Source organism: Streptomyces cahuitamycinicus (assembly GCF_002891435.1).
GTDB classification, from domain to species: Bacteria; Actinomycetota; Actinomycetes; order Streptomycetales; family Streptomycetaceae; genus Streptomyces; species Streptomyces cahuitamycinicus.
The window spans coordinates 15,051-28,731 of sequence record NZ_POUC01000061.1; the positions used below are offsets into that span (position 1 = coordinate 15,051).

The 13,681-nt window shown below is 70.9% G+C and carries 14 protein-coding genes; 10 read left to right on the forward strand and 4 right to left on the reverse strand.

Going from position 1 to position 13,681, the window contains the following annotated elements; genetic code table 11:
* Positions 1 to 47 precede the first annotated feature (47 nt).
* Positions 48 to 1,256, forward strand: coding sequence for an alpha/beta hydrolase (locus C1J00_RS11430; RefSeq protein ID WP_102908931.1), 1,209 nt, complete (start codon positions 48 to 50; stop codon positions 1,254 to 1,256).
* A gap of 66 nt (positions 1,257 to 1,322) precedes the next feature.
* Entirely contained in the window at positions 1,323 to 2,177 is an 855-nt protein-coding gene (locus C1J00_RS11435; RefSeq protein WP_102908932.1) for a DUF4429 domain-containing protein, read from the forward strand.
* 109 nt (positions 2,178 to 2,286) lie between these two features.
* Here the strand turns inward: C1J00_RS11435 and C1J00_RS11440 are convergent, their stop codons facing one another.
* A complete protein-coding gene (locus C1J00_RS11440; protein WP_102908933.1) occupies positions 2,287 to 3,303 on the reverse strand; it encodes an aldo/keto reductase in 1,017 nt (338 codons plus the stop codon).
* Positions 3,300 to 3,764 (reverse strand): MerR family transcriptional regulator, encoded by a 465-nt coding sequence (locus C1J00_RS11445; RefSeq protein WP_102908934.1) that lies wholly within the window; start codon positions 3,762 to 3,764, stop codon positions 3,300 to 3,302. Before C1J00_RS11445 ends, C1J00_RS11440 begins: the two co-directional genes overlap by 4 nt.
* 232 nt (positions 3,765 to 3,996) lie before the next feature.
* Here C1J00_RS11445 and C1J00_RS11450 point away from each other — a divergent pair, with 232 nt between their 5' ends.
* Positions 3,997 to 4,812: a serine hydrolase domain-containing protein gene (locus tag C1J00_RS11450; RefSeq protein ID WP_102908935.1), complete on the forward strand. Its 816-nt coding sequence runs from the start codon at positions 3,997 to 3,999 to the stop codon at positions 4,810 to 4,812.
* Between the two features lie 29 nt (positions 4,813 to 4,841).
* On the opposite strand, the gene C1J00_RS11455 is transcribed toward C1J00_RS11450, so the two are convergent.
* Complete coding sequence (locus C1J00_RS11455) at positions 4,842 to 5,498, reverse strand: pirin family protein (protein ID WP_102908945.1); 657 nt, start codon at positions 5,496 to 5,498, stop codon at positions 4,842 to 4,844.
* Positions 5,499 to 5,559: 61 nt separating this feature from the next.
* Here C1J00_RS11455 and fasR point away from each other — a divergent pair, with 61 nt between their 5' ends.
* From fasR to C1J00_RS11480, 5 genes are all read left to right on the forward strand, one after another.
* Positions 5,560 to 6,765 (forward strand): fatty acid biosynthesis transcriptional regulator FasR, encoded by a 1,206-nt coding sequence (gene fasR, locus C1J00_RS11460; RefSeq protein WP_102908936.1) that lies wholly within the window; start codon positions 5,560 to 5,562, stop codon positions 6,763 to 6,765.
* Positions 6,766 to 6,854: 89 nt separating this feature from the next.
* The gene (locus C1J00_RS11465; protein ID WP_102908937.1) at positions 6,855 to 7,787 is read left to right on the forward strand and encodes an ACP S-malonyltransferase; all 933 of its coding nucleotides are present in this window, start codon (positions 6,855 to 6,857) and stop codon (positions 7,785 to 7,787) included.
* Between the two features lie 16 nt (positions 7,788 to 7,803).
* On the forward strand, positions 7,804 to 8,805 hold the full coding sequence (locus C1J00_RS11470) for a ketoacyl-ACP synthase III (protein ID WP_102908938.1): 1,002 nt from the start codon (positions 7,804 to 7,806) through the stop codon (positions 8,803 to 8,805).
* Positions 8,806 to 8,886: 81 nt separating this feature from the next.
* Complete coding sequence (locus C1J00_RS11475; RefSeq protein ID WP_102908939.1) at positions 8,887 to 9,135, forward strand: acyl carrier protein; 249 nt, start codon at positions 8,887 to 8,889, stop codon at positions 9,133 to 9,135.
* An 85-nt stretch (positions 9,136 to 9,220) separates the two neighbouring features.
* The gene (locus C1J00_RS11480; protein ID WP_102908940.1) at positions 9,221 to 10,492 is read left to right on the forward strand and encodes a beta-ketoacyl-[acyl-carrier-protein] synthase family protein; all 1,272 of its coding nucleotides are present in this window, start codon (positions 9,221 to 9,223) and stop codon (positions 10,490 to 10,492) included.
* A 150-nt stretch (positions 10,493 to 10,642) separates the two neighbouring features.
* Here the strand turns inward: C1J00_RS11480 and C1J00_RS11485 are convergent, their stop codons facing one another.
* The gene (locus C1J00_RS11485; RefSeq protein WP_102908941.1) at positions 10,643 to 11,137 is read right to left on the reverse strand and encodes a DUF3145 domain-containing protein; all 495 of its coding nucleotides are present in this window, start codon (positions 11,135 to 11,137) and stop codon (positions 10,643 to 10,645) included.
* A gap of 258 nt (positions 11,138 to 11,395) precedes the next feature.
* Between C1J00_RS11485 and C1J00_RS11490 the strand changes: the two genes are divergently transcribed.
* Both C1J00_RS11490 and C1J00_RS11495 read left to right on the forward strand, forming a co-directional pair.
* On the forward strand, positions 11,396 to 12,283 hold the full coding sequence (locus tag C1J00_RS11490; protein WP_102908942.1) for an SGNH/GDSL hydrolase family protein: 888 nt from the start codon (positions 11,396 to 11,398) through the stop codon (positions 12,281 to 12,283).
* 27 nt (positions 12,284 to 12,310) lie between these two features.
* Positions 12,311 to 13,285: an aldose epimerase family protein gene (locus C1J00_RS11495; RefSeq protein WP_102908943.1), complete on the forward strand. Its 975-nt coding sequence runs from the start codon at positions 12,311 to 12,313 to the stop codon at positions 13,283 to 13,285.
* Positions 13,286 to 13,681: the final 396 nt, after the last annotated feature.

Genomic DNA, 13,681 nt, shown 5'->3' on the forward strand with positions numbered 1-13,681 from the left:
CACTTGGTTAACGCGAGACCCTCTCGTTCTCCTAGTGTGTCCTTTCAGTGACTTCCTTCGACACCTCCCCGCAACTGAACGTCTGGCGCGCACTGCTCGCCCTGGCCGTCGTCTTCGTGATGCTGGCGACCACCGGCTGGACGGCCCTGCGCAGCCAGCGGGGCGCCACACCGCTCCAAGCCTCGCTCACCGCCTGGGAGCACGGCCGGATCGGCGGGCACCGGCTTCCGGACCCGCAGTCCGAGCCGACGAGGCTGGCCCGCTTCTTCGCCTCGCTCACCGAGCAGGACCGTACCTTCCTGGTGCGCAAGTACCCGCTCGCGGTGGGCAACATGAACGGCGCGCCGGTCGAGCTGCGCTACCGCGCCAACCATCTCGCGCTCGCGAAGGCGCGCAGGGTCGAGCGGGAACGCATGCACGACGAGCGCCTCACCCCGGCAGGACAGCACGAGGCCGGGCGCAGGATGCACCGCTTCGGGGACCTCTTGGAGAAGGGCCGTCACATCCTGGCCTTCGACCCTGAGGGCTCGGGCCGGGTGGCGGAGGTCTTCGGCGACCTGCGCGAGGCGGAGCGGGTCTCGGTCGTCGTCCCCGGTGTCGACACCGACCTGCTCACCTTCCAGCGCACCCACCGCGAGTACGCGGCGCCGGTCGGCATGGCCAAGTCCCTGTACGCGGCGGAGCGGCAGGTGAGCCCCTCGACCCGTACGGCCGTCATCGCCTGGGCGGACTACACGGCGCCCAGCGGACTCGGCATCGACTCGGCCACGGCGATGCGTGCCGAGGAGGGTGCCGTACGGCTGAACGCGCTGGTGCGGGCGCTGCCGGGCAGCTCGCCGGTCTCGCTGTTCTGCCACAGCTACGGCTCCGTGGTGTGCGGCGTGGCCGCCTCCGCGCTGCCGGGCCGGGTGTCCGACATCGCGGTGGCCGGCAGCCCCGGCATGCGCGTCGAGAAGGCCGCCCAGTTGCAGACCGGCGCCCGGGTGTGGGCCATGCGGGACTCCGACGACTGGATCCAGGACGTGCCCTACCTGAAGCTCGGCGGGCTGGGTCACGGAGCCGACCCGGTGTCCGCCGGGTTCGGAGCGCGGGTGCTGTCCGCGGCCGGCGCGAAGGGTCACGCGGGCTACTTCGAGCCCGGAACGGCAAGTTTGTTCAATTTCGCAGAGATCGGCGTTGGCGCATACCGCTCGGTGCACTGCGCGCACGAAGACGGCGTCTGCCGTACCGGTTTGTCCGGCACGGCGGCGGCCTGACGCGCGTAGAGACGAAGAAGTTGCGGTCTGCTCGGCAGGGGGACGGAGGAGCGCGTGCCGCATACGATGAGCCGCATGGGTGACGTACTGGCCGGATTTCATGCCGCCTGGGAGTTCGAGTCCGACTCCGTGCTCATCCGCTACGAACGGGGGATTCGAACACCCAAGCTCTTCCAGGCCCTCGGGGAACGCCGTGTGCCACTGGAGGCGATCGCCGGGGTGACACTGACCCGCGGGAAACGCGGCACCGTCGTGCTGCGCGTCGAGCCGCGCCCCGGGGCGGACCCGTTGATGGAGGCGGCCGCCGGGCAGTTGAAGGAGAGCGGCGACCCCTATCGGCTGGTGCTGCCCGCCGAGCGCGAGGTGCTCGCCGAGTACTACGCCGACGAGCTGCGTACGCTGCTGACCGGGTCCGGGCCGGCGGACCGGTTCCTCGTGAAGCCGCCCGAGGGACCGTTGTCCTTCAAGGCGTACGACGGGAAGGCGACCTTCGACGGACGCACCGTGAACTTCCGGTGGTTCTGGACGGGGGCGTCGTCGGCGAAGTGGAAGGCCGGCGACCAGAGCTTCTCCGTCGGGGAACTGAACGGGGTGGAGTGGCGCTCGCCGGAGGTGTTCGAAGGGCATCTGCGGTTGCTGCGGCGGGACGAGACGGCGGGGCCCGCCTCACAGGCCGACCAGGATCCGGCCGCGGTGGTGTTCGGGCTCGGGTACGGGCCGGTGCACGAGTCGCTGCCGTTCGCTGCCGCGGTGTTGGCGGCGGTGCGGACGTCGAGTCCGGTGGCCGCCGTGCCCGCGCCGCGGCGTGATCCCGCGGACATCGCCGAGCGGATCCGTCACCTGGGCGAGTTGCACCAGGCCGGATTGGTGACGGATGAGGAGTTTTCGGTCAAAAAGGCCCAGTTGTTGGCGGAGCTTTAGCGTCTGCGGGGTGCTGCGCGCCGGCGGGTGCGGGCCGTATGTGGCCGGTCGCGCCCACGCGGCGGAGCCGCATATCGATACGGCCCAGCGCCCCTGAAGGGGCGCTCCCTTACTCCCTGCCCGCCGAAGTGAACGCCATGTCCGCGTAGCGGTTGCCCGCCACCTGGGCCGCTATGCCGTCCAGCAGGTCCAGTTGCTCGTCGGTCAGGACGATCCTGGTCGCCGCCGTGTTCTCCTCCACCCGGGAGGGCTTGCGGGTGCCCGGGATCGGGACGACCGGGAGGTCGTGGATCGACGCCTGCTGCTGGGTCCAGGCCAGGGCGATCTGACCGAGGGTCGCGTCATGGGCCTCGGCCACCGAGCGGATCAGCTCCAGCAGGGTCGCGTTCGCCGTGGCGTTGTCGCCCGTGAAGCGGGGCTGCTGGCGGCGGAAGTCCCCGGCGCTCAGGTCCTGTTCGGCGTTGGTGAAGGAGCCGGTGAGGAAACCCCGGCCGAGGGGTGAGTACGCGACGAGAGCCACGCCGAGCTCACGGGCCGCGGGGACGACGTGCCTCTCGATGTCCCGGCTGAACAGCGACCACTCCGACTGCACGGCGGCGATGGGGTGGACGGCGTGCGCGGCCCGGAGTTCGTCCGCCGTGACCTCGCTCAGGCCGAGGTGCTTGACCTTGCCCTCGCGGACCAGGTCGGCCATCGTGCCGACGCTCTCCTCGATCGGCACGTTCACATCGCGCCGGTGCATGTAGTAGAGGTCGATGGCATCGACGTCCAGACGCTTCAGGCTCGCCTCGACGGCCTGGCGGATGTAGGGCGGGTCGTTGCGGATGACCCGGCGGGTGGGGTCGTCCGGGGGGATCGACAGGGCGAACTTGGTCGCGATGACGACCTCGTCGCGGTGGGCCTTGAAGAACGGCGACAGGAACCGCTCGTTCTCACCGGCCCCGTACGCGTCGGCCGTGTCGTAGAAGGTGACGCCCAGTTCGAGCGCCCGGTCCAGGGTGGCGCGGGACGCGTCGGCGTCCGAGGGGCCGTAGCCGAAGCTCATGCCCATGCAGCCCAGGCCCTGGACGCTCACCTCGGGACCGTTCTCGCCGAGCTTCGCCGTCGTGATCCTGCCGTCCGTCATCGGGACCTCTCCGACGCCAGGCCGTGCCCGGCGTCCGCGTAGAAACTGATCTTCCTGTCGAGCACGGCGAGCGTGCCCCGGAGTTCGTCGATCCTGGCCAGGACGTCCTCGCGGGTCGTCTTGAGCAGCTGGAAGCGCTCGCCGTAGGTGTGGTCGCCCTCGCGGACCAGTTCCGCGTACCGGACCATGTCCGCGACCGGCATGCCCGTCAGGCGGAGCTTGCCGACGAGGTCGAGCCAGTCGAGGTCGCGGTTGGTGTAGCGGCGCTGTCCGGTGTGGGACCGGTCGATGTGCGGCATCAGGCCGATGCGCTCGTACCAGCGCAGGGTGTGTGCCGTCAGGCCGGTGAAGGCGACGACCTCGCTGATCGTGTAGTGGTCGTCGCCGTCCGGGCGCCGGTTCTGCTGCGGCGTGCCGGCGCAGGTGTCGATCCTGGTCCCCGTGGTCTCCATCACCGTCATGACCCCAACGCTAGAACCTTGGAGTGCGCTCCAAGCAAGCGCCGACGGTAAGAAATCGGCAGGACGTCTCCTGATTCGGATGGTCGGCGTACGGACTCGTGAGTCCTGTACGTCGCGCCCGGCCCGCCGACGCCGAGGAGGTCCTGCGCCCGTGACTCGTGAACCGCACGGGTTCCGGCCCGGGCCCCACCCCTTGCCGGAACTCCCGCTCTGAGCGCATAGGCTCGAACGCATGTCGCTGAAGAGCCTCGCCCTGATCGAGAACTGGCCGGTTCCCACCGCTGCGGCGGGTGCCGTACGAGCGGGCGGCACCGTCCTCGGCACCCACGGGCCGGCCGGGCAGCGGTTCCCGCTCGCGTCGGTGACCAAGCCGCTGGCCGCCTACGCCGTGCTCGTCGCGTACGAGGAGGGGGCCGTCGAGTTCGGCGAACCCGCGGGTCCCACCGGGTCGACGGTCCGGCACCTGCTCGCGCACACCTCGGGCCTCGCCTTCGACGAGCACCGGGTCACGGCCCCGCCCGGCGAGCGGCGGCTGTACTCCAACGCCGGCTTCGAGCAGCTGGGCGACCATGTCGCGAAGGCCACCGACATCCCGTTCGGGGAGTACCTGCGGCAGGCCGTGCTGGAACCGCTGGGCATGACCTCGACGACCCTGGAGGGCTCCCCGGCCAAGGACGGGGTGTCGACGGTCGAGGACCTGCTGCGGTTCGCCGCCGAGGTGCAGGCCCCGCGGCTGCTGGATCCCCGCACGGTCGCGGAGGCGATGACCGTGCAGTACCCGGGCACCAAGGGCGTCCTGCCGGGGTACGGCCACCAGAACCCCAACGACTGGGGGCTCGGCTTCGAGATCCGCGACTCCAAGTCGCCCCATTGGACGGGCTCGTCGTCCTCGCCGCGCACGTTCGGGCATTTCGGGCAGTCGGGAACGTTCCTGTGGATCGACCCGGACGCGGGCGCGGCCTGCGTGGCGCTGACGGACCGGGCGTTCGGACCGTGGGCGATCGAGGCGTGGCCGGCGTTCACGGACGCGGTGCGGGCCGAGCTCTAGAGGGCTTCTGATGGTCCTCCAGAAGCCCCCTAACGCTGCCCCATCTCCCAGATCAGCAGCTCCGCCCGGGTCACGGCCTCGGCCTCCAGGCCCTTGGCGTCCGTGATACGGGCCGCGTCGCCGGCGGCCAGTTCCTCACCGTCCAGGCGGATGTCCCCCCGGACGACGTGCACGTACGCGTACGCCCCGTCCGGCACGGCCGTCCGCTCCCCGGGGCCGAGGCGCCGCACGTGCAGCATCGCGCCGGCCTCCGGGACGGCGTAGGGCGTCGAGTCGGCGATGCCGCGGACGACCTCGTAGAACGGGTCGCCGCCGGGCCGGAGCGGGGCCAGCCACATCTGGATGAAGGTCAGCGGCTCCGGGCCGTCGTTGCGCTCCACGTGCCGCACGCCGCCCGCCGAACTGAGCCGCTGCACATCTCCGTGCCGCACGACCGACTCGTGCCCGACGGAGTCCCGGTGGGTCAGCTCCCCCCGCACCACCCAGGTCACGATCTCGGTGTGGCTGTGCGGGTGCTCGCCGAAGCCCGCCCCGGGCGCCAGCCGCTCCTCGTTGCACGCGAGCACCGCGCCGAAACGGAGGTTGTCCGGGTCGTAGTGAGGCCCGAAGGAGAAGGCGTGCCACGTCTCGATCCCTGCGGCCGAATCCCCTCCGGGGTAGCGCTCGCCCGCGCGCCTCACGTCCATCACGGAGTCCACCGTAGACCCGGCGGCCCACCTTCCCGTCCGGATAAGGCAGTCTTGTCCCGTGCCCGAACCCGAAACCGGTAAGAACGAAGCCGCAGCCCACGACGTCCATCCGCATGCCGCGACGCTGAAGCGGCTGGAGAAGTCCTCGGGATCGCTCGCCGCGCAGGCCATCGCGCGAATGGACGAGACGCTGCCCTGGTACCGGGCCATGCCCCCGGAGAACCGTTCCTGGATCGGTCTGGTCGCGCAGGCGGGTATCGCCGCGTTCACCGAGTGGTTCCGGCGTCCGGACGCCCCGCAGGCCATCTCCACCGACGTGTTCGGCACCGCGCCGCGGGAGCTGACCCGGGCGATCACGCTGCGCCAGACCGTGGAGATGGTGCGCACCACCATCGAGGTCATGGAGAGCGCGATCGAGGAGGTCGCGGCCCCCGGTGACGAGCGGGTGCTGCGCGAGGCCCTGCTGGTCTACGCGAGGGAGATCGCCTTCGCCACGGCCCAGGTGTACGCGCAGGCCGCCGAGGCGCGGGGTGCGTGGGACGCCCGGCTGGAGTCCCTGGTCGTGAACGCCGTCCTCAGCGGCGAGGCCGACGAGGGGGCCGTGTCGCGGGCCGCCGCCCTCGGGTGGAACTCGCCGGAGCACGTGTGCGTGGTCCTCGGGACGGCCCCCGACGGGGACAGCGAACTGACCGTCGAGGCCATACGGCGGGCGGCCCGGCACGCCAAGCTCCAGGTGCTCACCGGCGTGCTCGGCGACCGGCTGGTCGTCATCGCGGGCGGCAGCGACAACCCGCTGGCCGTCGCCAAGTCACTCATCGGCCCGTTCGCCGCCGGGCCGGTCGTGGCGGGCCCGGTCGTGCCCGACCTGCAGGCCGCGACCCGGTCCGCACAGGCCGCCGCGGCCGGGCTGAAGGCGTGTTCCGCCTGGCAGGACGCCCCGCGCCCGGTCCTGGCCGACGACCTGCTCCCGGAGCGGGCGATGGCCGGTGACCCCTCGGCGCGCGACCAACTGGTGGAGGAGATCTACAGACCGCTGGAGGAGGCCGGGGCCGCGCTCCTGGAAACCCTCAGCGTCTATCTCGAACAGGCGAGCAGTCTGGAGGGCGCCGCCCGGATGCTGTTCGTCCATCCCAACACCGTCCGCTACCGGCTTCGACGTGTGACTGACGTCACCGGTTGGTCACCCTCCGATGTACGCTCTGCGTTCACACTGCGGATAGCGCTGATCCTGGGGCGTCTGGTCGATGGAGATCTTCAGCCCTAGGGTTTTGTCGGGGGTCGACAAAACCCCCTCGTGTTCTTCGTCCTTGTCCCCACGGGCGGCCGTGCCCGTCTCCAAGAGAGAGTGTGAGAGTGCTCGTACTCGTCGCTCCCGGCCAAGGCGCTCAGACGCCCGGCTTCCTGACCGAATGGCTCGACCTCCCCGGTGTTCGCGGTGCCCTCGAGGCCTGGTCGGACGCCGTGGGACTCGATCTGATCCGTTACGGCACCGAGGCCGACGCGGAGGAGATCCGCGACACCGCGGTGGCGCAGCCGCTGCTGGTCGCGGCCGGACTGGCGTCCGCGCACCTGCTCTTCGACGACCCGGCCGACCTGCGCGGGAAGGTCGGTGCCGTCGCCGGGCACAGCGTCGGCGAGTTCACCGCCGCCTCGCTCGCCGGGGTGCTCCCGCGGGAGGACGCCCTCCGCCTGGTCCGCACCCGCGGGCTCGCCATGGCAGAGGCCGCCGCCGTCACCGAGACCGGCATGGCCGCGCTGCTGGGCGGCGACCCCGCCGTGACGGTTCCGCACCTGGAGAAGCTGGGCCTGACGCCGGCGAACATCAACGGCGCGGGCCAGATCGTCGCGGCCGGCACCAAGGAGCAGCTGGCCGCGCTGGAGGCGGACAAGCCCGAGGGCGTGCGCAAGGTCGTCGCGCTGAAGGTCGCCGGCGCGTTCCACACGCACCACATGGCCCCCGCGGTCGACACGCTGGCCAAGGCCGCCGAGGCCCTGGCGCCCGGCGACCCGAAGCTCACCTGCGTCTCCAACAAGGACGGGCAGGCCGTCGCCGCAGGCACCGAGGTGCTGGAGCGTCTGGTCGGCCAGGTCGCCAACCCCGTCCGCTGGGACCTGTGCATGGAGACCTTCAAGGAGCTCGGCGTCACGGCCCTGATCGAACTGTGCCCCGGCGGCACCCTCACCGGCCTCGCCAAGCGGGCCCTGCCCGGCGTGAAGACGCTGGCTCTGAAGTCCCCCGCCGACCGCGACGCGGCTCGCGAGCTCATCGCCGAGCAGAGTGCCTGAGAAGGAGCCCGAGAGCATGGCGAAGATCAAGCCCAGCAAGGGCGCCCCGTACGCGCGCATCCTCGGCGTCGGCGGCTACCGTCCGACCCGGGTCGTGCCGAACGAGGTGATCCTGGAGACGATCGAGTCGTCCGACGAGTGGATCCGCTCGCGTTCCGGCATCGAGACGCGGCACTGGGCCTCCGACGAGGAGACCGTCACCGCGATGTCGCTGGAGGCCTCCGGCAAGGCCATCGCGGACGCGGGCATCACCGCCGAGCAGATCGGCGGCGTGATCGTCTCGACCGTCTCGCACTTCAAGCAGACGCCGGCCGTCGCCACCGAGATCGCCGACAAGCTGGGCACTGCCAAGGCCGCCGCGTTCGACATCTCGGCGGGCTGCGCGGGCTTCGGTTACGGCCTCACGCTCGCCAAGGGCATGATCGTCGAGGGCTCGGCGGAGTACGTCCTGGTGATCGGCGTCGAGCGGCTGAGCGACCTGACCGACCTGGAGGACCGCGCGACGGCCTTCCTGTTCGGCGACGGTGCCGGCGCCGTCGTGGTCGGCCCGGCGCAGGAGCCCGGGATCGGCCCGACCGTGTGGGGCTCGGAGGGCGACAAGTCCGAGACCATCAAGCAGACCGTGCCGTGGACGGACTACCGGGACGGGACGGTCGAGAAGTTCCCCGCGATCACCCAGGAAGGCCAGGCGGTGTTCCGCTGGGCCGTGTTCGAGATGGCGAAGGTCGCCCAGCAGGCGCTGGACGCGGCCGGGATCAGCACGGACGACCTGGACGTCTTCATCCCGCACCAGGCCAACGAGCGGATCATCGACTCGATGGTGAAGACGCTGAAACTGCCCGAGCACGTCACGGTCGCCCGTGACATCCGAACCACCGGCAACACCTCGGCCGCCTCGATCCCGCTCGCGATGGAGCGGCTCCTGGCGACCGGCGAGGCGAAGAGCGGCGGCACCGCGCTCGTCATCGGCTTCGGGGCGGGTCTCGTCTACGCCGCGACTGTCGTTACCCTCCCCTAGGCACTCCGTGCCGGATCATGCGATCCGGTGCGGGCGGATTCCCCTGCCACACCCTCTGAATATCTACGAAGGAGCGCCGACATGGCCGCCACTCAGGAAGAGATCGTCGCCGGTCTCGCCGAGATCGTGAACGAGATCGCCGGCATCCCGGTTGAGGACGTCCAGCTGGACAAGTCCTTCACCGACGACCTGGACGTCGACTCGCTGTCCATGGTCGAGGTCGTCGTCGCCGCCGAAGAGCGTTTCGACGTCAAGATCCCCGACGAGGACGTCAAGAACCTCAAGACCGTCGGTGACGCGACCGGCTACATCCTCAAGCACCAGGGCTGATCGGCCGATCAGGCCTCAGGCTGACTGCCCCGCCACCCGGCGGTGGCGCCGCTTAATCCTCGGATCCGTTGGAGAAAGAATTCCCGTGAGCTCGACCAATCGCACCGTGGTCGTCACCGGTATCGGCGCAACCACACCGCTGGGTGGCGACGCAGCCTCTACCTGGGAGGGCCTGATCGCCGGACGTTCCGGCGTCAAGGCCCTGGAGCAGGAGTGGGCGGCCGACCAGGCCGTCAGGATCGCGGCCCCGGTCGCCGTGGAGCCGACCGAGGTCATCCCGCGGCCGCAGGCCCGCCGGCTGGACCGCTCGGCGCAGTTCGCGCTGGTCGCGGCCAAGGAGGCCTGGGCCGACGCCGGTTTCGAGGCGAAGGCCGGCGAGGACCCGGCCATCGACCCCGACCGGCTCGGCGCGGTCATCGCCTCCGGTATCGGCGGCGTGACGACGCTGCTCGACCAGTACGACGTGCTGAAGGAGAAGGGCGTCCGCCGCGTCTCCCCGCACACCGTGCCCATGCTGATGCCCAACAGCCCGTCGGCCAACGTGGGACTGGCCGTGGGCGCCCGGGCGGGCGTGCACACGCCGGTCTCCGCCTGCGCCTCGGGCGCCGAGGCCATCGGCTACGCCATCGAGATGATCCGCACCGGCCGCGCCGACGTGGTCGTCGCGGGTGGCACTGAGGCGGCGATCCACCCGCTGCCCATCGCCGCGTTCGGCAACATGATGGCGATGTCCAAGAACAACGACGACCCGCAGGGCGCCTCGCGCCCCTACGACACCGCCCGCGACGGTTTCGTCCTCGGTGAGGGCGCCGGTGTCGTGGTCCTGGAGTCCGCCGAGCACGCCGCGAAGCGCGGTGCCCGGGTGTACGCCGAGGCGGTCGGGCAGGGCATCTCCGCCGACGCGCACGACATCGTGCAGCCGGAGCCGGAGGGGCGGGGCATCTCGCACGCCCTGCAGAACCTGCTGGACCGCAACGACCTGGGCCCGGCGGAGATCGTGCACGTCAACGCGCACGCGACGTCCACGCCGGCCGGGGACATCGCCGAACTGAAGGCGCTGCGGAAGGTGTTCGGCTACGACGCCGACCACTTCGCGGTGTCCGCGACGAAGTCGATGACGGGGCATCTGCTGGGTGGCGCCGGTGGTGTCGAGACGGTGGCGACCGTGCTCGCGCTGTACCACCGGGTGGCTCCGCCGACCATCAACGTCGAGAACCTGGACCCGGAGGCGGAGGCGAATGCCGATGTCGTCCGTGGTGAGGCCCGGAAGCTGCCGGTCGAAGGCCGGATCGCCGCGTTGAACGACTCGTTCGGGTTCGGCGGTCACAACGTGGTGCTGGCGTTCCGGACGGTTTGATCTCTGAGCGTTGCAATGGCCCGGACCCCGAGAGGGGTTCGGGCCATTCACCGTTTGTTTCGCGTTGTGTGCCGGGTGCGGGTTCATAGGGGCTGGTCGCGCCCACGCGGCGGAGCCGCATATCGAAAGAGCCCCGCGCCCCTGAAGGCCTCAGACCACCTGGTGGAGCCAGCGGACCGGGGCGCCTTCGCCCGCGTAGCGGAAGGGCTCCAGTTCGTCGTCCCAGGGCTTGCCGAGGAGTTTGCTGAGCTCGGCCTCCAGGTCGGTCTCGCCGCGCTGCGAGCGCTTCAGCGCCGCTCTGAGCCGGTCCTCGGGGATGAGGATGTCGCCGTGGATGCCGGTGACGGCGTGGTAGATGCCCAGGTCGGGGGTGCAGCTGTAGCGCTCGCCCTCGGCGGTGGCGCAGGGTTCCGCGGTGACCTCGAAACGCAGGAGGTGCCAGCCGCGGAGTGCGGAGGCCAGCTTGGACGCGGTGCCCGCCTGTCCCTGCCAGGAGAACTCCGAGCGCCAGGTGCCCGGCGCGGCCGGCTGACGGATCCAGTCCAGGCTGACGCGTGTGCCGAGCACCCCGGCGATGGCCCACTCGACGTGCGGGCACAGCGCGCGCGGCGCGGAGTGCACGTACAGAACTCCACGTGTCGTCACCGGAACCTCCGGGCAGAGCGGGACATGGTGCAAGGGCGGAACGGCTGTGACCGGGCGGGTCACGTTGATGGCGAGGCTACCGTGCGGTGGCGCACGTGGTGTGACGTACGGTCGGTCCAGGTGCCGGGAAACGCCTGCCATTCACCCAGGGGGACGCTTGTACGGGTGTGAGCCGTTGCACCTGAGGGGTCGGGAACCCTCGTGCGTTGTTATGGGTTGGGGAGACAGGCACGGCGTGGCGAGGGGAATGGACCAGGGATGCGGAAGCGGGGCCGTCGTACACGGGGCGTTCTGGCCGTCGTCACGGCGGCCGTGCTGGGGGTTGCCGGGTGTGATGCCGTGGGGGGCGATTCCGCCGCCCCGTCCGAGCCCGCGAAGCCGTCTCCGAAGCCCACGCCCCTCTGGGACCGCAGTCCGGGGTCCGTCGCGGCCGTCGGTGACTCCATCACGCGCGCGTTCGACGCCTGTGAGGTGCTGTCGGACTGTCCGGAGGCGTCCTGGGCGACCGGTGGCAGTCCCGAGGTCGACTCGCTCGCGGTGCGGCTGCTGGGGAGGACCGGGGCCGCGCAGCGGAGCTGGAACTACGCCGTGAGCGGGGCCCGGATGGCCGATCTGCCCGGGCAGATGGCCCGGGCGGTGGGGCGGAAACCGCAGTTGGTGACGGTGATGGTCGGGGCGAACGACGCCTGCCGGTCGACGCCCGCGGCGATGACTCCGGTCTCGGCCTTCCGTGCCGACTTCGAGGACTCTCTGCGCTCCCTGCGCAAGGCGCTGCCCAAGGCGCAGGTGTTCGTGGCGAGCGTGCCGAACCTGAAGCGACTGTGGTCGCAGGGCCGTACCAGCCCGATGGGCAAGCAGGTGTGGAAGATGGGCATCTGCCCGTCGATGCTGGGCGACCCGGACGCCCTGGACTCGGCGGCCACCCTGCGCCGGGACACGGTGCAGAAGCGGGTGGAGGACTACAACAAGGTCCTGGGGGAGGTCTGCGCCGAGGACAAGCGGTGCCGCTATGACGGGGGCGCGGTGTACGACTATCGCTTCGGCACCGCCCAGTTGAGCCGCTGGGACTACTTCCACCCCAGTGTGAACGGACAGGCCCGGCTGGCCGAGATCGCGTACCGCACCGTCACCGCGAAGAGGCCCTGACCCGGACGCTGACCTAGAGTTCCGCACATGAACGAACTCTTCGGAACACTTTCCGACGGGACCCCCGTACACCGCTGGACCCTGGAGCGGGCCGGTGTGCGGGTGCGCGTCCTGTCGTACGGCGGGATCGTGCAGTCCGTGGAGGTGCCGGACCGGGAGGGCCGGGCCGGGGACGTGGTGCTGGGATTCCCGGACATCCAGGGGTACCTCGCCCACCCGGAGCCGTACCTCGGCGCCCTGGTCGGGCGGTACGCCAACCGGATCGCCGGCGGCCGGTTCGCCCTGGACGGGCGGACGTACGCGCTGGAACCGAACAACGGGCCGAACTCGCTGCACGGTGGGGCTCGCGGCTTCGACAAGCGCGTGTGGGACGCGGAGCCCGTCGAGCATGGGGTGCGGCTCACGCGGATCAGCCCGCACGGCGAGGAGGGCTTCCCGGGACGGCTGGAGGTCTCGGCGACGTACACACTCGACGAGAGCGGTGCGCTGCGGATCGCCTACGAGGCGGTGACGGACGCGCCGACCGTGGTGAACCTGACCAACCACAGCTACTTCAACCTGGCCGGTTCCGGTGACGCGGGCGGCCATGAGCTGCGGCTGGCCGCCTCCCGGTACACGCCGGTCGACGCGGACCTGATTCCTGCCCCCGGTGCTCCGCAGGAGGTCACCGGAACGCGCTTCGACTTCGGCGAATCCCGCAAGACCGGCTCCGGCTACGACCACAACTTCGTGCTCGACAAGGGTGTGACGGACACTCCCGTGGAGGTCGCCGAGTTGCACGACCCGGCGTCCGGGCGGGTGCTGACGGTGGCGACCACCGAGCCGGGCCTCCAGCTGTACACCGCCGACCATCTGGCCGGGCCCTTCGCGCCCGGCGACGGCATCGCGCTGGAGACCCAGCACTTCCCCGACTCGCCGAACCGGCCGGAGTTCCCGACGACGGTGCTGCGGCCGGGCGGTGTGTTCCGCTCGGAGACGGTGTACGGGTTCGGCACCCGCTGAGGGGGCCCGTGACAAACCTGATGCCCCGGTCCGGAGGTCAGGTCCCGGACCGGGGCCGCTGGGTGGGGAAACCGTCCCGGATCAGACGTTAATCGTGGCGGTGATCCTGCGGTCCCTGATCGAGCGTCCGAAGAGGATCTCGTACGAACCCTTCACAAACGACCACGAGCCGGTCGCTTTGTCCCAGATCTCGAAAGCGCGGCGCGGCAAGAGCCCCTGAGCCCCACCCATGGCGTGGACCACACCCGTCACGCGATACTGCGGTCCGTCCGGCACCGACCCCCTCACCGCGACGGAAGGCCCGAACACCCTTGAACCTCATACGCGTTCGCCTCGGCGTCCTCGGCCTCGCCCTGCTGACCGGTTTCACCACCCCGACGGCCGCGAGCGCCGCCC

Coding starts and splice junctions, on each gene's coding strand:
- C1J00_RS11435 (WP_102908932.1), top strand. CDS start 1,323: ATGAGCCGCATGGGTGACGTACTGGCCGGATTTCATGCCGCCTGGGAG.
- C1J00_RS11440 (WP_102908933.1), bottom strand. CDS start 3,303: ATGACGGACGGCAGGATCACGACGGCGAAGCTCGGCGAGAACGGTCCC.
- C1J00_RS11445 (WP_102908934.1), bottom strand. CDS start 3,764: ATGACGGTGATGGAGACCACGGGGACCAGGATCGACACCTGCGCCGGC.
- C1J00_RS11450 (WP_102908935.1), top strand. CDS start 3,997: ATGTCGCTGAAGAGCCTCGCCCTGATCGAGAACTGGCCGGTTCCCACC.
- C1J00_RS11455 (WP_102908945.1), bottom strand. CDS start 5,498: ATGGACGTGAGGCGCGCGGGCGAGCGCTACCCCGGAGGGGATTCGGCC.
- C1J00_RS11470 (WP_102908938.1), top strand. CDS start 7,804: ATGGCGAAGATCAAGCCCAGCAAGGGCGCCCCGTACGCGCGCATCCTC.
- C1J00_RS11475 (WP_102908939.1), top strand. CDS start 8,887: ATGGCCGCCACTCAGGAAGAGATCGTCGCCGGTCTCGCCGAGATCGTG.
- C1J00_RS11490 (WP_102908942.1), top strand. CDS start 11,396: ATGCGGAAGCGGGGCCGTCGTACACGGGGCGTTCTGGCCGTCGTCACG.
- C1J00_RS11495 (WP_102908943.1), top strand. CDS start 12,311: ATGAACGAACTCTTCGGAACACTTTCCGACGGGACCCCCGTACACCGC.